At 38.6% G+C, this 20,487-nt stretch carries 16 protein-coding genes; 7 read left to right on the forward strand and 9 right to left on the reverse strand.

Annotated features, from left to right (window positions below):
* Positions 1 to 78 precede the first annotated feature (78 nt).
* Positions 79 to 1,266 (forward strand): glutathionylspermidine synthase family protein, encoded by a 1,188-nt coding sequence (locus tag ABR854_RS04015; protein WP_350264064.1) that lies wholly within the window; start codon positions 79 to 81, stop codon positions 1,264 to 1,266.
* Positions 1,267 to 1,351: 85 nt separating this feature from the next.
* Here the strand turns inward: ABR854_RS04015 and ABR854_RS04020 are convergent, their stop codons facing one another.
* Together ABR854_RS04020 and ABR854_RS04025 are read right to left on the reverse strand one after the other, a co-directional pair.
* Positions 1,352 to 1,759 carry a DUF6855 family protein gene (locus ABR854_RS04020; RefSeq protein ID WP_350264065.1) on the reverse strand — a complete coding sequence of 136 codons (408 nt, stop codon included), beginning with the start codon at positions 1,757 to 1,759 and terminating at the stop codon, positions 1,352 to 1,354.
* A gap of 28 nt (positions 1,760 to 1,787) precedes the next feature.
* On the reverse strand, positions 1,788 to 3,983 hold the full coding sequence (locus ABR854_RS04025) for a penicillin acylase family protein (protein WP_350264066.1): 2,196 nt from the start codon (positions 3,981 to 3,983) through the stop codon (positions 1,788 to 1,790).
* Between the two features lie 311 nt (positions 3,984 to 4,294).
* Here ABR854_RS04025 and ABR854_RS04030 point away from each other — a divergent pair, with 311 nt between their 5' ends.
* A complete protein-coding gene (locus ABR854_RS04030) occupies positions 4,295 to 5,377 on the forward strand; it encodes a hypothetical protein (RefSeq protein WP_350264067.1) in 1,083 nt (360 codons plus the stop codon).
* 172 nt (positions 5,378 to 5,549) lie between these two features.
* On the opposite strand, the gene ABR854_RS04035 is transcribed toward ABR854_RS04030, so the two are convergent.
* Complete coding sequence (locus tag ABR854_RS04035) at positions 5,550 to 6,878, reverse strand: DEAD/DEAH box helicase (RefSeq protein WP_350264068.1); 1,329 nt, start codon at positions 6,876 to 6,878, stop codon at positions 5,550 to 5,552.
* Between the two features lie 421 nt (positions 6,879 to 7,299).
* Here ABR854_RS04035 and ABR854_RS04040 point away from each other — a divergent pair, with 421 nt between their 5' ends.
* The 3 genes from ABR854_RS04040 (at position 7,300) to ABR854_RS04050 (ending at position 10,326) form a co-directional block, all read left to right on the forward strand.
* Positions 7,300 to 8,448, forward strand: coding sequence for a DegT/DnrJ/EryC1/StrS family aminotransferase (locus tag ABR854_RS04040; RefSeq protein ID WP_350264069.1), 1,149 nt, complete (start codon positions 7,300 to 7,302; stop codon positions 8,446 to 8,448).
* A 121-nt stretch (positions 8,449 to 8,569) separates the two neighbouring features.
* The gene (locus tag ABR854_RS04045; protein ID WP_350264070.1) at positions 8,570 to 9,475 is read left to right on the forward strand and encodes a glycosyltransferase family 2 protein; all 906 of its coding nucleotides are present in this window, start codon (positions 8,570 to 8,572) and stop codon (positions 9,473 to 9,475) included.
* Positions 9,476 to 9,540: 65 nt separating this feature from the next.
* The gene (locus tag ABR854_RS04050; protein WP_350264071.1) at positions 9,541 to 10,326 is read left to right on the forward strand and encodes a class I SAM-dependent methyltransferase; all 786 of its coding nucleotides are present in this window, start codon (positions 9,541 to 9,543) and stop codon (positions 10,324 to 10,326) included.
* A 55-nt stretch (positions 10,327 to 10,381) separates the two neighbouring features.
* On the opposite strand, the gene ABR854_RS04055 is transcribed toward ABR854_RS04050, so the two are convergent.
* From ABR854_RS04055 to bamJ, 6 genes are all read right to left on the reverse strand, one after another.
* Entirely contained in the window at positions 10,382 to 11,662 is a 1,281-nt protein-coding gene (locus ABR854_RS04055; RefSeq protein ID WP_350264072.1) for a UDP-N-acetylmuramoyl-tripeptide--D-alanyl-D-alanine ligase, read from the reverse strand.
* 51 nt (positions 11,663 to 11,713) lie between these two features.
* Positions 11,714 to 12,295, reverse strand: coding sequence for an LOG family protein (locus tag ABR854_RS04060; RefSeq protein WP_350264073.1), 582 nt, complete (start codon positions 12,293 to 12,295; stop codon positions 11,714 to 11,716).
* A 271-nt stretch (positions 12,296 to 12,566) separates the two neighbouring features.
* Positions 12,567 to 13,478, reverse strand: coding sequence for a DUF72 domain-containing protein (locus ABR854_RS04065; protein WP_350264074.1), 912 nt, complete (start codon positions 13,476 to 13,478; stop codon positions 12,567 to 12,569).
* A gap of 72 nt (positions 13,479 to 13,550) precedes the next feature.
* Positions 13,551 to 15,560: a hypothetical protein gene (locus tag ABR854_RS04070; RefSeq protein ID WP_350264075.1), complete on the reverse strand. Its 2,010-nt coding sequence runs from the start codon at positions 15,558 to 15,560 to the stop codon at positions 13,551 to 13,553.
* A 130-nt stretch (positions 15,561 to 15,690) separates the two neighbouring features.
* Positions 15,691 to 17,757 (reverse strand): carboxy terminal-processing peptidase, encoded by a 2,067-nt coding sequence (locus ABR854_RS04075; protein ID WP_350264076.1) that lies wholly within the window; start codon positions 17,755 to 17,757, stop codon positions 15,691 to 15,693.
* 52 nt (positions 17,758 to 17,809) lie between these two features.
* A complete protein-coding gene (gene bamJ / locus ABR854_RS04080) occupies positions 17,810 to 18,562 on the reverse strand; it encodes a BamJ family beta-barrel-assembly machinery protein (protein ID WP_350264077.1) in 753 nt (250 codons plus the stop codon).
* A 197-nt stretch (positions 18,563 to 18,759) separates the two neighbouring features.
* Between bamJ and moeB the strand changes: the two genes are divergently transcribed.
* The gene (gene moeB / locus ABR854_RS04085) at positions 18,760 to 19,836 is read left to right on the forward strand and encodes a molybdopterin-synthase adenylyltransferase MoeB (protein WP_350264078.1); all 1,077 of its coding nucleotides are present in this window, start codon (positions 18,760 to 18,762) and stop codon (positions 19,834 to 19,836) included.
* A 33-nt stretch (positions 19,837 to 19,869) separates the two neighbouring features.
* Positions 19,870 to 20,313 carry a transcription elongation factor gene (locus ABR854_RS04090; RefSeq protein WP_350264079.1) on the forward strand — a complete coding sequence of 148 codons (444 nt, stop codon included), beginning with the start codon at positions 19,870 to 19,872 and terminating at the stop codon, positions 20,311 to 20,313.
* Positions 20,314 to 20,487: the final 174 nt, after the last annotated feature.

The following is a 20,487-nucleotide window of genomic DNA, read 5'->3' on the forward strand; positions in this document are numbered from 1 at the left end:
ATAGTCAATAGTATAAGTTTTTAGACAGTAAAATTTAATAACCGTGGACAGTCGTCTATCGACTGTGGACTAATAAACATGAAATTAAAAAACCTCACCATTTCTCCCGAAACATCACTCCGCAATATTGGCTGGAATTGGATGCTCGGAGAAGATACTTTGCCATACATCACCAACGAAATGGTGGTGGTTTCGGAAGACGAAGCCGAAAACTATTTCGATGCTGCCAATGAACTTTACGAAATGTATATTGCCGCCGCTCAACATGTAATTGATAATGAGCGTTATGCCGAACTTGGTATTCCTGAAAACTTAATTGAATTAATAGAATATTCTTGGGAAAACGATGCCAATTGGCACATTTACGGTCGTTTCGATTTAAGTGGCGGTATTGATGGAAAACCAATAAAATTGATAGAATTTAATGCCGATACGGCCACTTGTATTCCCGAAACGGCTATTGTTCAATGGGCATCGTTGAAAGCAAATGGTTTGGATGAAAGCAAACAGTTTAATACTCTCTATGAAACTTTCGTAGAAAAATTTAGAGAATTACATCGTCAAAATCCTAATTTCGAGAAAACCTTGTTGATTTCTACGATGAAAGATTTTCCCGAGGACGATACGAATATGCAAGTTTTGGGCGAAGCTGCCAAAGAAGCAGGCTTTGAAGTAGCGTTTGATTATATCGAAAATGTGGAATTTTCGGCAACCGAAGGCATTTTCAAGCAAAATTCAAGCAACGGTAGTTTTATAAAATATGATTTTTGGTTTAAACTCATTCCGTGGGAATATATTGGCTGGGACGAACCCGAATTGGCTCAGATTTTAACCGAAATCAGCAAAAATAGAAAAGCGATTATTTTGAATCCTGCTTATACTTTACTCTTTCAATCGAAAGCTATTTTGAAGGTTTTGTGGGAACTCTACCCAAATCATCCACTGCTTTTAGAAACACGTTCACAGTCGATTTTAGGCAAAACTTGCGTCGAAAAAGTACTTTTTGGGCGTGAAGGTGCAAATGTTCGCATTGTTTCGCCATCAGGTACAACCGAAACCTCGACCGAAGGAGAATATTTCGAGCAGAATACAGTTTTTCAAGAATATACCGAATTTTTGAAAGATAATGCAGGAAATTCTCGGGCGGCGTTCCACTATCAAGCAGGTGTATTTTTTGTAGGCGAAGCCTGCGGACTGGGCTATCGGAGAGGTGGAAAAATTTTAGATAACAAAGCCCAATTTTGTGGACATTTAATTGAAGATTAAAAACTAAAGTATATTTATAGAATTTCCGTTCCTTCAAATCTTCCTTTAAAAAATTCAGAGGAACGGAAATAATATTATTTCACCTTTACTTCGCTCTCATCCGATTATTTTTAGGATTATGCTCTAATTCTACTAAACCCAAAGCTTCCATTAAAGGCGGCACATACATGCCAAAACGCCCACGAAAACCTTTTTTTAGGCCATACCAACCACCAACAGGATTCGATTCCGAGCGTCCCCACGCCTCTACTGTACCTTCTTTGGCTGGTTTTTGCTCATCAGCCGAACCGAGTTCCATCCAATCACCGTGTTGCTTGAGCATTTCTTGCAAATCATTAATACAACGAATATCATAATGTAAAACCGTTGAGCCAACCGTACAAACCAAAATTTCTTTACCATCTTTTTCGGCTACGTGCATCGTGTATGACGAAGTTTGAGGTGGCGTTTGCAATGCCATTGGGTTTTCTTTTGTTCCGATTTGATTTTTCATTTTCTTAATGTTTTGAAGCATTTTTAATTTACTCGCCAGGATGATAAGTTCGTTCGGCATTTTTCAGTACATCTTCTTTGTAAAAAAGTACATCTTTAAATTTGCCTTTGGTGTACATTTCGAGCTGGTCGTTGAAATGTTTAGACGCTGGGTTTCCACTCTCGCCACCTGCCAACAATGATTTTGCTTTGATTTTTGGGCCAAATTCAACGGCACAAATAAAACTATTACCACTTACTCCGTAACGTTTTTGGGTAGATGGATAATAACGGCTATTATACGAAGGCAACATTCCCCAAAGTGCCGAAGCAAAACCCACTGGTACGCTCGGCTGTGCATCATCGTATTTTTGCTGAATATCTGACGAAATTCTTTGATAACGATTGATTTCTCCCCACGGCATTTGCCATTTGCCAAATTTCTTTTTTAAATCATTTACTACGACTAATAATGGCGGTAAAACTTGCTCAGGTGTGGCCGATGCCGCAAATCTTTTCACATTGGCTACTTGGTCGTCTTCACCTTCGTCGATGTATAATTTTTGTAAAGTATTACTCAATTTTCCTGCCCATTCAATCGCCAAAGTGGTAGCCACCGAAGTTTCTGACGAATGATAATTCCATTTTTTCAACTCAGCAATTGGCTCGCTCAAAGCTACATAAAGCGAATCGGTAGGTTTTACGTTTTTCTCGAAAACATTAATCAACGATGGAATCAAGACCTCAAAAGCCGCCAAATTTGTATCATAACCTGCCGCAATCACTTTATCAATCGTATAACTTTTTTCTTTATCCAAAACCTTCACGGCATTTACACCTCTAAAATTCTCGCCATCGGGTGCCATATATGGCGGAAAATCTGCTTTCTTCGGACTCATCACCCCCGCCGCCGAAAAGGGTGTAGAATTACAATTTTGCAACCAACCATTCACTGGATTGTAGACATGAACGGTTTCATCAACTGTATGCAAGCCTTTCCATTCGGTGGCTGACGTACTTCCGTCAATTACCTTTGCCCAATTAAGTTTGCGATCTCGCACAGGCACAAAATTTCCGTGCCAATATGCAATATTTCCTTTATTATCGGCAAAGACGGTACTGTTTGAAGTATTCGCTCGCAAATCCATAGTTTTTTTGTAATCTTCAAAGCCTTTGGCTTTGGTGCGTTTCCAACTTTGAATCAAACTCGTCATTGAGCGATTATACGATTTTAGGCTAATCCATTGGTCGTTACGTTTCGCCATAATCGGGCCGTGATGCGTAGCATAAGTCGTGAAAATTTTGGTTTTCAGACCATCGCCATCTTTGTAACTGATACTTATTTTTTTCTCGGTAACTGGCTTTAATTGCTTATCATATTCATAAAAATACTTATCACCTTTTTTTGTAATTTTCTCGGCATATACATCGGCCACATCGACATTACACGAGGTGTGCATCCACCCACAATAATCGTTAAACCCCTGATAAACAAACATTTGCCCCCAAGTTACAGCACCGTAAGCATTCAAGCCTTCTTCGCTCGAAACTTGTACTTCGGGTCTGAAATAAAACGTTACATGCGGATTTATATACAAAATGGCATTGCCAGAAGCCGTAATTTTGGGCGAAAAAGCAAAGCCATTCGAGCCAGTTTGATTTTCGGGGTCTTTGGGTTCGGCGATGTAAGTAACTTTATCGCCCGAATAAAAATTCTTCAGTTCGGCAGTTGTAATATCTGCTGTGCTGATTGCTCCGATACTTCCATCAGTCCACAAAAGTGGATACCACGGCTTGAAGCGAGTCAGCAACGCAGGTTTTGTATTGGGGTGCGTGTATAAGTAGAAATTGATACCATCGGCGTAGGCATTGAGTAGTTTTTTCATCCATGGCTCGGCTTTGTTATAATCGGCAATGGCATCGGTGGTATCAATCAATAGTTTTATTTGTAAATCATCATATAGACTTGCTTCGCCTTTAATTTCGGACATTCTGCCCAGTTTTTCGATATAATTCATTTCTACTCGCTTGAAATCGTCTTCACATTGAGCGTAAAGCAAACCAAAAACCGCATCAGCATCTGATTTACCATAAATATGCGGAATCCCCCAATTGTCTCGAATGATATTTACTCGCTTAGCTTGCTGCTGAAAACGAGCAATTTCGGCAGCCGAAAATTTACTCGAAACAGTTTTTTGAGCGAAAATTGAAAAAGATAGTAAAAAAAGTAAACAGAAAGATTTCATAAAAAAGGCTTATGCGTTTGAGTGATGAAAATGGTTTAACAAACATACACAAAATTGTAAATAAGATTAAAAGTAAGGCAGGTTTTTCGACTTTCAAATAGCTTGAGTTAAAAACAAATTTTATCGTAAAGACAAGTTGAAAACTTGTCCTACATCTGAACAAAAAAATCTTTAATAAATTTATTTAATAAACTAACTATCAATTACTTACGACAGAAAAAAGCTCATTAACAATCAATTAACAAATCAGCAGCAAACCTTTTGATACCTTTCTGCATCTAAAGTATAAATTAACAATAATATTTAAGACAATGAGAAATTTCATAATAGCTGCAATCATGGTTTTTACAACTATTTTTTCGGCAAATGCACAATACGGTGGTGTCTATGATAACTATGGTAATGGCTATGATGATGACCGCTATTATTATGATGACGAGTTCGACTGGCACTGGGATATTAGAGTGCGTATCAGCAATGGTATTCAGAATGGGCTCATCACTCGTAATGAAGCCAATCGTTTGTATCGTCGCTTAGAAGATGTGGAGCGTAAAGAATATGCTTATCTCGCAGATGGTATCTTTAACCGTTGGGAACAACAAGAAATCTGGGACGATGTGGCCTACCTCAACCGCCAAGTAGGTATCGAATTGTATGACTTCGACCGTAGATTCTATGGATTTGATATAGCTTGGAATGACCTTCGTGGCTATCCTCGTTGGTATTATCACGGAGGATTTGATTTTTATCGCTTCGACCGCCGTGGTTTTGGAACTATCCGTTTAGGTTATGTCCCTCGTCCAAACTACAATGGTTGGTACAGAAATGACCGTAACCGTGTTGGTCGTGAGTATTACAGTGAGCGTAGTCGTTACCGTACCAATGGTTCTAATGGTCATTACGATAACCGTACTTCACGCAACGATAATGATAGAAACTCAAGAGGTTACGACAATAACCGCCGTAATGATACTGAAAGAGGTTCGAGAGAAAATAACAACCCTCGCAATGATAATGAAAGAAGTTCGAGAGGAAGCTATGACACACGCAATGATAACGACAGAAGTTCAAGAGGCGGAATCGAAAATAGTCGCAATAATTTTCCAACTCCTTCAACATCAGAGCGTCCTTCAAGAAGCAATGATTTCCCGAGCCGTTCAAGTACAGAAAGTCGTTCAGACAATTATGGTAGAGGAAGTGGAATGGACAACAGTCGTAGCGAACGCAACACGCCAAACCCAAGCAGAGATGCTTCTACTGGCAACGAACGCAGAAGTCGTGGAGGAGAAGCAAGCCAAGCACCAAGCCGTAGCGAACGCTCAATACCATCAAACGAAAGTCGTCAAAATGGAGATACTCAAAGAGGTGAAGGTGGTAGAGGTAGAAGAAATTAATTAATCAACAGTCCACGGTCAATAGTCGACAGTAGGCAAAGCTTCGCCTTATGATGATAAAAAACGGTCAAGACAATAAAGTCTTGACCGTTTTTTATTTCTGAAAATGCAGACTGAGTAATTACCAACACTATCGTTGGCTGTAGTCCATTGGCTGTGGACTACTAAAAAATCACCTCGCAATTTCAATTTTATATTTCTTGCCTTTCATTTTTTCTTCTCGGATAAGCTGTAAAAGTGTTTTTATTTTTGAACGTTTCACGGCTGCAAACGATGTAAAATCTTTCACTTCGATAAGTCCTAAATCGCCTTTTTCGAGTTGGCCTTTTTGTGATAAAAATCCTACAATATCAATTTTATTGAGCTTGTTTTTCTTTCCTCCACTAATATAAAGTGTTTGATAATCAGGAAGCTGCGGCAACGGATAACGTTTTGAAAGCACTAATTCCTCCAAGTTTTTATCAACATAAGCTGGGCGTTCTTCATCTCTACTAAAAATCAGATACGAAGTTCCCGAAGCGTGCATACGTGCCGTGCGACCGTTACGATGTACAAATTCGTGTGCTTGTAGCGGCAAATGATAATGAATAACATGCTTCATTTCGGGAATATCCAGACCACGAGCCGCCAAATCGGTCGTGAGCAAATAATTTACACTGCCATTTCTGAATCGAATCAAGGCACGTTCACGGGCATCTTGCTCCATTCCACCGTGATAAAATGTAGCAACAATACCTTTTTGATTCAGAAACTCGCTTGTTCGCTCGGCTGCATCTCGATGATTACAGAAAATCAAAGCCGCTTCCGAATTGAGCGAACAAACCAAATCGAAAATTGTATCAAGTTTATCTTTTTCGTCCGAAATCACCAACTTCATAGTTAGTTGCTCATTTTCGGTATTTTTTTCTGGTAAAAAATCTAAAACTTGGGGCGTTGTCAAACCCGTAAACTCGGGAATTTCGATTCCTGCCGTTGCCGAAACCAAAACTCTTTTATTAAGATTCGGCAAATTTCCGATAATAAAAGACATTTGGTCATGAAAACCCAAATCCAGCGATTTATCAAATTCATCAAGCACCAAGGTTGTGATGCCATCAAGTGCAAAAGTATTGCGAGTAATGTGGTCTACAATTCGGCCAGGAGTACCAATTAATAAAGCTGGCGGGGTCGATAAGTTTTGTATTTCGGTAGCCATCGGGTGGCCACCATAGCACACATTTACCTTAAACCCCGTTGACATTTTCTTCCAAACCTGCTCAATCTGCATCGCCAATTCACGAGACGGTGCCAATATCAAACATTGCACTTTTGTTTGGTCCGTTTTGAGTAATTGCCAAACAGGCAATAAAAAACCCAAAGTTTTTCCCGAACCCGTTGGAGCAAGTAAAAGCGTATCACTATTGCGGGCAGTGATGGCTTTCTGTGCCGAAACTTGCATCGAATTTAATTTCTCAATGCCAAGATTGGTCAATATTTGCGAATGTTGTTGATGAATATCCATAATACAAAGGTACGGACAATAAATATGATTTTATTGAAATATTTATCTGTCGATACTTCACAAAAACTAATGTTTCGGAATCCTTCCAACCTTATTTCATAAACCAGAATCTTGATTATAAATGTCTATTATTTAGCCCATTTATTCTGAAAAAACGATTATTCCACTCTTTATCCTTTAATCATAAATACTATAATTTAGCATTTTAGTTCTCATAAAATAGCATACTAATCCATTAAATGTATAGATTAAAAGATTAAAATTTATGATAAAAATCCTTTTTTTGTAGAATATTAAAATATATAATATTAATTTTGTTCACTATCATGTCTGCTTCAAAAGCCACCATGATTTTTTTAAACGTGTATAATATAATTTCCAGCTCAACCTGGTCAATCTAACCTAAAACGTACTATTGTTTATGACTGCTGAAAAGCCCATGAACGAGTTTCCTGTCATGGATACAAATGACGGTATCGTTCTATTTCACCCCAATATTCCAGCTAAAGCTGCTCTAAATGTCAGCGAAGTTCTGAATACTCGTTGGATTGGTCAAGGTCCAAGAGTCGATGAGTTTGAACAACGCTTCGAGCAGAAATTTACCGCTCCTTGCAAAAGCCTTGCGGTTGGTTCGGGAACTGACGCCCTACATTTGTCGTATTTACTGGCTGGCCTCAAAGAAGGCGATGAGGTAATTGCCCCAGTTTTTACTTGCACCGCTACCAACATCCCGTTTTTGTACATGGGAGTAAAAATTGTTTTTGCTGATATTGATGCCAACCTAAATATCGATGTAAAACACGTAGCTGAACTCATTACACCAAAAACCAAAGCTATTGTTTGTGTTCATTACGGAGGTTTGCCATGTGATATGGACGAACTTTGGGAACTTGGCCGTAAGCACAATATCGCTATCATCGAAGATGCCGCTCACGCCGTTGGTGCAAAATATAAGGGCGAATATATTGGTAGCCAAAGTGATTTTACGATGTTTTCGTTTCAGGCAATCAAGCATATTACCACAGGTGATGGCGGAATGTTGGTAGTAAAAGATAAATCTTTGGTGGAGAAAGCCAAACGTTTGCGTTGGTTCGGTATCGACCGTAGTAGTAAGCAAAAAGGTATTTGGGAAAACGATATTACGGAAGTTGGCTTTAAATACCAAATGACTGATATTGCAGCAAGCATTGGACTTGCAGCAATTGATGAGTTTGATGAACATTTAGCTCATCGTCAGAACCTCTACCGTCTTTACTGCGATTTATTGAAAGATATTAAAGGAATCCGAGTAATTGGAAGTGAATACTCTGACCGTGAACATGCAGCATGGCTACTGACCGCCGAAGTTGACGACCGTGAAAAGCTAATGAAACATCTCCGTGAACACGGTATAGAATCGGGACAAGTACATTATCGTAATGATAAATACACAATTTTTGGTGGTCGTACTGAAGGTAAATTTCCCAAGATGGATGCTATCGAAGAACGATATTTAGTATTACCTCTTCATGCCAAAGTTACCGAAGAAGATGTTGCGTATATTGCCTACGTTTTACGCAAAGGATGGTGATATCTTTAATTGAGAATGTAGAATTGATAATTATGAATAGCTAATCATCAATTCTACTTTTCCAAATTTTTTATCACCTAATACTTCTCCATTTTTCATTATCAATTATCAATTATTGTAAGTGGATTTTATTCATAAAAAAGTAGCCTTAGACTACTCTCCTGTTTTTTCTATACTCATTCCATCGTGGAATAATATTGACTATTTGAAATGTGTGGTCAATAGTATTAAGAAAAATAGTCGATATAAACACCAAATTATTGTTCACGTAAATGAAGGCAACGATGGGTCGGAAGATTGGGTAGTTGCCCAAGGCGGTATTAGCTACACAAAAAGTTCGCAAAATTCGGGTGTTTGTTATGGTTTCAACGCCGCTTCGCACCTTGCTACTGCCGAATACTTGGTTTTTATTGATGATGATATGTATCTATGCCCCGATTGGGATTTTTATTTGTTTGAAGAAATAGCCAAACAAAAAGATGACAAATGGTGCATCAGCGGAACAATGATTGAGGGATTCGATAAAGGAAATGCCTGCGTAATAGCCGACAAAAACTACGGTACTCACCCTTCGGAATTTGATGAAGAGAAATTTTTAGCAGAATATGCCACTTACCCAAAAGAAGATTGGAATGGTAGTCAATGGTATCCGATGGTTTTACCAACGTTTGTTTATCGGGCAGTTGGGGGCTTGAGTGTTGAGTTTTTTCCAGGAATGTACAGCGACCCCGATTTTATGATAAAACTCTGGCATTATGGTGTAAGATACTACAAAGGTTTGGGCAAAAGCAGGGTTTATCATTTTGCCAGTCGAAGTACAGGACGTGTAAAACGCAACGATGGCCGAACAGAGTTTATCTTGAAGTGGGGCATGAGTAGCAATACATTTTTCAAGAATTACCTGAAAATCGGAACAAAGTTTTTAGGGAAACTACCCGACCCCGAAGAAAACTTTACGCTTCGTTTGAAAAAACAAATCGACCGCTGGAAAGTTAAGTTTAAATCAAAACCTATTGATATTGGTTAGTCCACAGTCAATAGACGACGGTCAACAGAAAAATAATCTATAATCAACAAGTTATAAGCGTTTTAATGTCGAAATATAAATCACAAATCAAACAAGTACCACATTCAAAAGGGGCTGCTTTGGAGTTTATTCATCGTTTTGTTGAAGAAAATGATGTGAAAGGAAAAACTGTGATTGATGTTTCGGCGGGTTCGGGCTACGTAGCTAATTTATGGCACAATGCTGGTGCCGTCGTAAAAGCTTTTGATATGTATCCCGATATTTTCAAGAGCGATTCGTTGACTTGTTTGCCGATTGATTTGAACCAAAAGTTACCCATTGAAGCAAACTCGGCCGATTATGTACTTTTGATGGAAACCATCGAACATATTCCGAATCAAACGTCGTTGCTACAAGAACTTTCAAGAATACTCAAACCCAACGGTATCTTAATCGTAACTAAGCCTAACAACAGTAGCTTAAATGGCCGACTCGGAAATTTGTGGGTAGAAGCTGAGCGAAGCAATATGTTCTTATCGAACGAAGCAAGCGTAATCGGCTACGATGATAGCCATGTTTATAACGGACGGGTTTATTTATGTACAGCCCAACGCCTACGAACGTTGGCTGGTTTGGCTGGCTTAAAATTACAAAAAGTTCATGCTAACCAACTAAGCGTAAGTTCTTTGATTTCGTATCTATTTTTAGGCATTTTTTTTCATCTTCGTTCGTTTCGCACGCTCAAGCGTATGACACGAAAAACGTCAAATTCAGTAGAAAAAGCAATCATTAAAGAGCAGCACGCTCTTAATACAAACCAAACTTTGCTTTTGCATAAACATTTGTGCGTAACGTTTCAGAAAAAATCATAAGACATAAAAAAGAGGATATTCTGTTAAAATATCCCCTCTCAATATATTTTGATTGCTACAAAAATTGCACAACGGTCTCCAAACTAACTCCTCTCGAACCTTTTATTAAGATATAAGAGTCTTTTAATTGCTTATCAATCAGCCAGTTATGCAGCGAAAACTTATCAGAGAAATAAAAAGCATTCGGTAAAAACTCAAGGGCATTTGTCATTAATTCGCCGAATAAAACTACCAAATCAAAGTTTCCTTTGGCTACTAACTCACCAATCAGACGGTGTTCCGCAGGGCCTTCTTCTCCCAGTTCGAACATATCGCCCAAAATTACGACTTTCTTTTTATTGGTTTTAAGATTGATAAAATTCTGAATCGAAGCTGACATTGATGAAGGATTGGCATTATAGGCATCAAGCAAAATACTATTTGTACCTTTCTCAACAATTTGCGAGCGATTATTGTCAGGATTATACTCCGAAACAGCCTCATTGGCTAACTCAGCCGAAACACCAAAGTATTTTCCAATGGCTAAAGCGGCAGCAATATTTTCAAAATTATATGAGCCTGGTAAATGCGTTTCGTATTGATTACCATTCGCCAAGAATGTAACCACTGGCGAATCTTGCAACATAACAACCTCATCATCAGCCAAATAGTCGAGTCTTTCTTTAAATCTCCGCTGAGCGGCCATTTCGAGCAATGCTGTACTTTTGGCACTTACGAAAACTGTTCCGCCTGATTTTGCTAAAAAATCATACAACTCTCCTTTGCCTTTTTTCACCCCTTCAACGCCACCAAAACCTTCTAAGTGAGCTTTTCCGACATTCGTAATGAAGCCATGCGTAGGTTCGCAAATATTAGATAAATCTCTGATTTCGCCTTGGTGATTTGCTCCCATTTCGATTACTGCAATTTTGTAGCTTTCGTCAATTCCGAGCAATGTAAGCGGCACACCGATATGATTATTGAGATTTCCTTTAGTAAAATAAGTCTTAAATTTCTTTGATAAAACCGCCGCAACTAATTCTTTTGAGGTGGTTTTTCCGTTTGAGCCTGTCATGCCCACAAACGGAATACTGAGTTGCTGACGGTGGTAATTGGCCAATTTTTGAAGTGTATAAAGCACATCGCCAACCAAAATACAACGTTTGTCGGTAGCATATTCGGCTTCGTCAATTACCACGTATTTTGCACCTTTGCTAAGGGCTTCGTGGGCAAAAGAGTTGGCATTGAATTTATCACCTTTCAGAGCAAAAAACATTACTCCTTCGTTGATTTTACGAGTATCGGTCGAAATTCCGTTGCTGGCTTTAAATTTTTGATATAATTCGGCAATAGACATGGTTTTCAATAATAAGTTTTCACAAAGATAAACTAAAAGCAATTTGCCTTATTAAATCTGCTCTCTATTCAACCATTTTTCGTGATAAGATGCTTTAAAACTCGACATTTTCTCCATTAATTCTTCAATAGTATCAGCCACAAGCACCAATGCACGATTTTCGGCTTTCAAGAATCCCTCTTCAACCATTACATCTAATTGCTTTAAGAGGTGGTCATAAAAACCATTAACATTAAGCAAACCCACTGGCTTTTGGTGAAGTCCCAACTGCGACCATGACAAAATCTCGAAAAGTTCGTCCATGCTACCATAGCCTCCAGGCAATGTAATAATGCCATCACAGAGCTTTTCCATCAAAGCCTTACGTTCGTGCATGGTTTCTACCTTGTGCATTTCGGGTAGGCTTTTATGTCCAACTTCCATACGGTCTAAAAAATGCGGAATAATACCCGTAACTTGTCCATTATTTGCTAAAACCGAGTCAGCCACAATTCCCATCAATCCAACACTTCCTCCGCCGTAGATAAGACGGATATTGTTTTCGGCTAAAACTTTGCCCAGTTTCTCGGCAGTTTCTTTATAGATAGGTTTTGTTCCAGGATTTGCTCCACAGTAAACTAATATCGCTTGCATTATAATCAATTTTGAATGAGTAAATTATTGAATGAATGTATTTTTTGTCTTATTCTTCTAAAACTAATTTTTATAAAATTAAGACGACCAATTTTAATCCTGTCAGTCTTATCAATCTTTTAAAATCGTGCTAAAAAATAAAACCCAACGAAACGTCGGGCTTATTTTGTTCGCTAAATTTGTCAGGAAAAAAAATCTTTGTTGTTAAGTGGATACATTTACGGATTTTCGTGCAATTTATGGACTTGAACAATATAATGCAACATTTTTTTCAGAACAAACTACCCTGCACAACTTGTGGAATTATTTTAGGTTCTTGCAGATTTAGGCCTGTTTTCGCATTAATCTTATTTATCCAATATTTTGTGAGTTCGGGAGCAAATTCGTTATCGCCACAATGCACAAAAATATAAGCACTTTCTAAACCCATATCGAGCCAAGTTTTTATACGTTCACACCACGCATTGATACGAGTGTAATCTGTCGGGTGAAGCTCGTTGCCTACAAACCGAAGCGTAAGTTTTGGCGTAGTAAGTGTGGCGTGAAGTACGTCTCTTCGGCCAGCTACATCCGAAATCACCGTTCCAACTTTCATTTCGGTGAGCATTGCACAGGTATTTGCCCAAACTTTGGCATCTTTAAACCAATCAGAATGACGAAACTCAACTGAAACAGGAAAATTTGGCGGTAAAGATTTTAAGTAATTTTCTAAACTTTTCAGCCTTCGTGGGTCGAACATCGGTGAAAGTTGCAAAAAAGTCATTCCCAAATGTTCCTCCAGGCCCAAAACCGCCGTGCAGAATTGTTCGGTAAGAAATTCTGTACCAATCAATTGGCGGTCGTGACTAATTACTTGCGGAAATTTCGGGCAAAACTTAAAACCATCAGCGGCCGATTCTTTCCAACGAATAATAGTTTCTTCGGTTGGAATCTGGTAATGCGTTACATTCAGTTCGATGGTGTTAAACTGACGAGTATAGTAATGTAAAAAATCTTTATCCTTGGCATTGGATGGGTAAATCTTGCCCGCCCAGCTTTTATTTGCCCAAATAGGTGGACCAAAATATAAATCGGGATGAGAAACTTTCGGAGATACTGCCGCCAGGGTTTGTGCAGTTAATGGATTATCTGGCGGAAGTGTAAAATCTACATCTGAAATATCTTTGAGTTTTCCGAAATCCATAGTCGTAGTATAATTAAAGTCTCATACCTATTGGGTAGGTATGAGACTTTTGTGTGATTTATTAATATTCTATCAATCGTCCAAACGATAAACCCTGCACTCATGCTGCTGGCTATAATGCCCAGTCGTAAAGATTTGGTTGAGTGGATGATTAAAGGTCTTTTCTCGCAAAAGATTTTCGTCAATACCATTATATGGGTCGAAGTTTACCACAAAAACGTATTTTGGATTATCTTGAAGCGTCCAAACCATTAATTTTTGCTCTTCGGTTGGCTCTAAAAGCCATTTCACCGAACGGCCTTTGATTTCCTCCCAAATATTTTCGGCCAATTGGTGCATTTGCTGAAACAAATGAAACTGATAGTGATTTTTACCCCAAATAAATGGCCCATGAGTTACTTTATCTCGGTCATTGTCATCACGAATGGCAAAAACGTATAGTTTCGTATATTCTTCATTTTTGCCTCTTTCGAGGTGCATATTGCGTGTTTCAAAGCCCAAACCTACATAACTCGGCATATCCGTCAAAAACAACGAAACAAATAAACGCAGATAATTGGCAGTTCGATAAAACTCGTCGAAACGAGGGTCATCTTTATCGGCTGTCATAACCGTAAAATTTGGTGCGAATTTACGAGTGCGGAGTAATTGATTGTACTTCACAAACTTTTGCATAAATTCAGCAGAACCCACCACCGAAGACTGTAAATCTCCGAGTGTAGAATCGGCATCAATGGCCTCCAAGTGGTCATTTTCATCGCCATAACCCATAAAATCAGGGTCAACTAAGAAAGTTTCGGCAAAAAATGCAAAATGCTTGACACCTTGTTTCTGCACATAATGCTTTACGGCCATCAGTGGGTCATAATATTCATCGGGTTTGGCTGGCACACCATCTGGTCGGGGTTGAACGTGAGCCATATCGCCCCGCATAAAATCTAAATTGTAGGTTTTCTGACATTCATACACTTTTTGACAGAAATACTCCCACGCATATTTATTCGGATTCTCAAAATCTAACACCCAATTAGCATTATCATCTTTTGAGTGAAAAAACTTATAGCGTGCCAAAGGGCCAAAAACCCTCGACATTGCCTGTGGCTCATCAAATTCATACGTGTACCAACGGTTTCCGTTTTCATCAATCACAAACTCTTCGGGATTGATGTGTAGCCCACGATACGGCGGTGCCATTGTCATCGGAAGGGTTTCGTAGCCTTGATAGATTAGTTCGTGCATTAACTCAATGCGGCGACGAAGACGGCCTTGAAAATCGTTTTTATGACCGAATATTATTTCCAATCGTTGTTCATCGCTTAAAATTGGAATTTCGGGCGAAAACAGCGTATTTTTTGAATAAGAAATCGGTGTTCCGTTGGCGGTGCCATTACGTACTAAATAATGCCAAATAATTTCTTCGACCTCTCTATAAATTGTTTCTGAATTGCTCGTAATTCTTCCCCCAACCCTACGTACCCACTCAAAAAAACGAGGATATGCAATGACCATTTCCGAAAAACGGTCGGTGTGTGGAATCACGTCCATGCCTACGCTCTTGCCCATTGCGTGCAAGATATTCACCACAAATTTGAGTTGTTTCTCGACCGAATCAAGCGACGGAATAGCAGTAGCCAATTCTTGACTGTAAAACTCAGGGTTGATATTGAAAGTTGTCATGCCATAGAGGCTGCCAACTACTCCTGGCTCCCAAATAGGCAATAAATGTATCGAATCTTGTGATTTTGGAATCGTGAGTGCGTATTTGACGACATTGAAAAAATTCCCAATAGTACGAACATTAATGCCCACCATGTTTGATTTTTTCAGCCATTGGCTATCTTGGTGATAGCTTACGGGGCTTTCGATACCACGACTGGGGTCTAAAGCTCTTTGGATAATATCATTGCCAAATCGACGTTGAAGAATGTCTATAATATCATAAACATTTAGCTGAACGGCAATTTCGGGCAACAGATTCTCGATGTACGACGTCTGGTGCGAAGTATATTTATCTTTGTATAAATAATGATTCTGACGCCACAAATCAAACATCGACGTTTGTGTATAAGTATCAGTTGTCATCGAATTTCATCATAGGTTATATACAAAGTTATGAAATACCAATAAAAGAAAACAATTTAAGCTTAAAAAAATAAGAAACCCCCAGTTGATTGGCTCATCTGGGGGTTTCATTATAAAAAATAGTTGACTATTATTTCTGTGATGATGAAATTAAATCGCAGAGAATACGCTCACTTTCGGTCAAGATAATATCTTTTTCTTTTTCATCCTTTTCGCCAGAGCTTAATTTATTTACAGCTTTTCTGCGTTTTTCGTTTTCATCACGCTCTTGCTTGCGTTTAGCTTCATTCAATGAAATAACCGTAATATCTTTTATCTTACGATACTCGGCCAAATCATCGGTTAATTGCTTCAACTCTTGGTCTGATTTCAAACGAGCTTGGTATTTTTCTTGCAATTTGGCCAATATTTTCTCGTTGATAACAGTTGTTTTCTCGTAATCAGAAGTTTTTACTTGGTCATACGGCAATGCACTTGGTTGAGAACTTTCTCCCATTTCCTCTGGGTCGAAAGGTGTTGGTAATAAAATATCAGCCGAAACTCCTTTGCGTTGCGTGCTATTTCCTGTGATGCGGTAAAACTTCTCAGTTGTCAATTTCAATTGTCCGTATTTTTCTTTTTGGTCGAAACCTACCGCTGGTTTTTTATCAGTAGATGCCGTACGAGGTGCAAGCAAGAACTGGTCTAAATCAACTAATTGCTGCACGGTTCCTTTTCCAAAAGATTGTTCGCCAACAATTACTCCACGCTTATAATCTTGAATAGCTCCCGCAAAAATCTCTGATGCCGAAGCACTAAAACGGTTTTGAAGAATAACCAATGGGCCATTATAAACCAATTCAGGGTCAGTGTCGCTTTCAACATCAACACTTCCATTATTATCACGGCGTTGTACAACTGGGCCTTTTGTAATGAATAAACCCGTAAGATTAATTGCTTCAGTCAGCGACCCACCACCGTTATTACGAAGGTCAATCACAACCCCATCTACACCTTTGGCTTTGAAATCATTCAAGAAACGCTTAACATCTTTGGTTGTACTCTGAAAATCACCGCCACGGCGAGCATCTTCAAAATCACGATAGAACATCGGAATATCAATTACACCCAGTTTATAGTCTTTACCATCTTTTTTCATCGGTACAACTTCGCCTTTGGCAACTGCTTCTTCGAGTTTTACTTTTTCACGAACCAAACGTAGCTCTTTTGTAGGTGAACCCGCAGGTGCATCGCCCGGTAGGAGTCTTACACGTACAACTGTTCCTTTTGTGCCCCTAATTAGCTTTACAGCATCATCTGTTAGCCAACCTACAATATCTTGCCATTGCCCATTTTCACCTTGAGCTACGGCCACAATTCTATCATTCTTGGTTGCTTGTCCACTTTTAAATAATGGTCCTCCAGGAATAATCTCTGCAATCATTACATAATCGCCTTCGTTTCTCAACGAAGCACCAATTCCTTCTACCGACTGGCTCATTTCTATATTAAATTGAGCAGCCGTACTCGGAATCATGTAATTTGTGTGAGGGTCGATGGTTTCAGAAAACGCATTCATAAACGATTGAAAAACATCATCGGCTCTCCATTTAGCAATACGCCCTTCCCAACGCTTATAGCGGTCTTTCAGGGTTGCTATCGTTGCAGAATCTTTACTTCCACTTAATTTCAGGTCAAGCACCTGACTTTTTACAATCTTACGCCAAACATCATCTAACTCAGCCGTTGATTTTGCCCAGGGAGTTTTTTCACGGTCAGTTTCGTAGCTTTCGTCTGTGGTAAAATCAAATGGTTTGTCAAGCAAAGCCATAATAAACTCGTGACGTTCTTTGTAGCGTTTGCGGTAAAGATTGAAAACCTCGAACGGAGCGGTTAAATCTCCTTCCAATAAATCTTCATCAATGCCATCACGGTATTTTTCAAAAGATTTGATGTCACTTTCAAGAAAGTATGAATGTCCACCATCAACATCTTTCAAGAAATTATCCCAAACTTTTGCCGAAAAATCATCGTCGAGCTTAAACTTTTGGTAGTGATGATAGCTCAAAAACTGGGTTGCAAACTGCTCAACTTGCTCTTGTGTGCGAGTTGGTTTCAAATCGTTGTAACCATACGTTGGCGACGACGAATTTTGGGCTTTATTTTCAAAGCAGCCAAAAAGACCAGTTAAGGTTAGTAGAACGATGATTCTTTTCATAATTTGTAACATGACCACCCCCAGCCCCTAAAGAGGAGTTTAATTTTTTAATTTATTTAACAATATCAAGCAATTCTACTTCAAAAATCAAAACCTGATTCGGGCCGATGCTTGGTGGACCTTGTGGTCCATAAGCCAAATTTGAAGGAATAAACAATTTCCATTTTGAACCAACTGGCATTAACTGAAGAGCTTCTACCCAACCTTGAATTACTTGAGTTACGCCAAATTCGGCTGGTTGTCCACGCTCTACTGAACTATCAAAAACGCTTCCATCAATCAAAGTTCCGTGATAATGTACTTTTACTTTATCCGAAGAAGCTGGTTTTGCTCCATTCCCCTCTTTCATGACTGAGTACTGCAAGCCACTCGGCAAAGTAACAACGCCCGCTTTGGTTTTGTTTTCGGCCAAAAACTTATCGCCAATCGCCTTATTAGCAGCACCTTTTTTCATGGATTCGTTCTGAAAATACCCTTGAATATAAGCATTCGCAGCATTTGGGTCCATCCAAGTTGTTTGTCCATTCAATATTTGGTCAATGGCTTTTGCCATCATTGCTGAATTAACTTTCAGATTTTGTTGTTTTAAATTACCAGCGATATTCATTCCGATAGCGTAGCTAATCGAATCAACACCATTCTTCATACCATCTGAAGTTTGGGTGGCAACTACAACGTTTTTTGTTGTGGTGGTAGGTTTTGCAGCAGGTGATTTAGCTTTCGGAGCTGGTGTTTTTGTGCTTTGTGCAAACGAAAATTGTGATAGTAGAATAGCAGTTGCGAAAGCAATAAATGTTCTTTTCATTTTTTATTGAGATACTTATTTTTAATTGACTTTTTATAAATAACAAATAAACGTACTTTTAGTCTAAAAATTAGTATTTCTATAAAAAAACTACGTAATAATTACGTATTTACGGTGTAAAACCATTTATTGTTTGCTTTCAACGTAATTATTTAACATATTTTAAGAAATCGCTTCTTTATTGTTCCTGAAATATTATGCTCACGCCCGAAGAATTACAAAGATATAATCGACAAATGCTAATGCCAGAATTTGGCTTGGCAGGACAAGAAAAACTAAAAAAATCAAAGGTTTTGGTGATTGGTTGCGGTGGACTCGGTAGTCCTGTTTTGTTGTATTTAACTGCGGCAGGTGTTGGTACGATTGGAATCGTTGAAAACGACAAAATTGATATTAGTAATCTTCAAAGGCAAATTTTATATAGTTCTTCAGCAGTCGGAGAAGAGAAAATCGGAGAAACTATCAAACGTCTTGCGGCTCTAAATCCCTTAGTTATGTTTAATCAATACCCCACTCAACTAAGTGCCAACAATGCTTTAGAAATCATCAAAGATTATGACATTGTAATTGATGGAACAGATAATTTCCCGACTCGGTATTTGGTAAATGACGCTTGCGTGATTCTTGATAAACCATTCGTTTACGGAGCTATTCATCGTTTTGAGGGGCAAGTTGCAGTTTTTAATCATCAAAATTCAGCTACTTATCGAGATTTATTTCCAACTCCACCACCACCCGAACAAGCACCAAACTGTGCCGAAGCTGGTGTTTTGGGCGTTTTACCAGGAATTATTGGTTCAATGCAAGCACTCGAAGCTATAAAGGTTTTGACCAGTATTGGCGAACCGCTTTCGGGTAAACTATTAGTACTTGATACGCTTTCAATGCAAAGCAGAACTATTAAAATCCCTAAAATGCCTGACACTCCAAAAATCAGTCAACTAATTGACTATGAGGCGTTTTGTGGTTTAAAATCAGCGAATGATATAGCGTTTGAAAGATTAAACTCATTAGGCGATTACCAACTAATTGATGTAAGAGAAAAGCACGAATACGAAGCCCGAAACATTGGCGGAGAATTAATGCCATTATCTGAATTAGAGAAATATTTACCAAAAATTAGTCGAGATAAAACTGTAGTTGTGCATTGCCAAAGTGGTTTTCGAAGTCAGAAAGCTATAAAAATTCTTCAAGAGCAATATGGCTACGACAATCTTTTGAATCTGACTGGAGGAATAAATAAAATCTTGAATGATAAACCTTCATTTCAATAATATATCATCATTGAAATTAGAATAAATTAGTACATGAAGCAAAAATTATTAGAAAAAGTAAAGGCAATAATTGAAAGTCGTATGCAAACTTCTTTTGAAGCAATGGAAGCGGCTAAAAACTCGGCCAACGAAGAAGGAAAAAGTTCGGCAGGAGATAAATACGAGACAGCCCGAGCAATGGGGCAACTCGACCGAGAAATGAACGGCAGAATGTACGAACAGGCACGTCAAGAACGCCTTTCTTTGGATAAAATTGACATCGAGACTCTTTTTACAAAAGTGACTTTTGGAGCATTAGTAGAAACTACGATGGGCTATTTTTTTGTATCAATCGGGGCTGGAATAATTGAGCTAAATGGAATAAAATTTATGGTGATTTCACAAGAAGCCCCAATTGGACAAATTATTTTAGGTAAATCAGTAGAAGAAACTTTTGAGTTTAGAGGAAAATCTCATAAAATACTTTCTATCTGTTAAAACAACCTTTAGATTCATTCAATTATAAACCCTACGGATTTATCTGCGGGGTTTATGTTTTATAATCAATGTGGATAAAACTAAATAAAATGCTCGTAGTTTACTCTACACTTCCTTGTTTGAACGGCGAAACGTTTTGTCAGTAGCATCGGCGGTACGGTTTAGTCTAAACGC

Origin of the sequence: Emticicia sp. W12TSBA100-4, assembly GCF_040253585.1 — a bacterium.
GTDB lineage: Bacteria > Bacteroidota > Bacteroidia > Cytophagales > Spirosomataceae > Emticicia.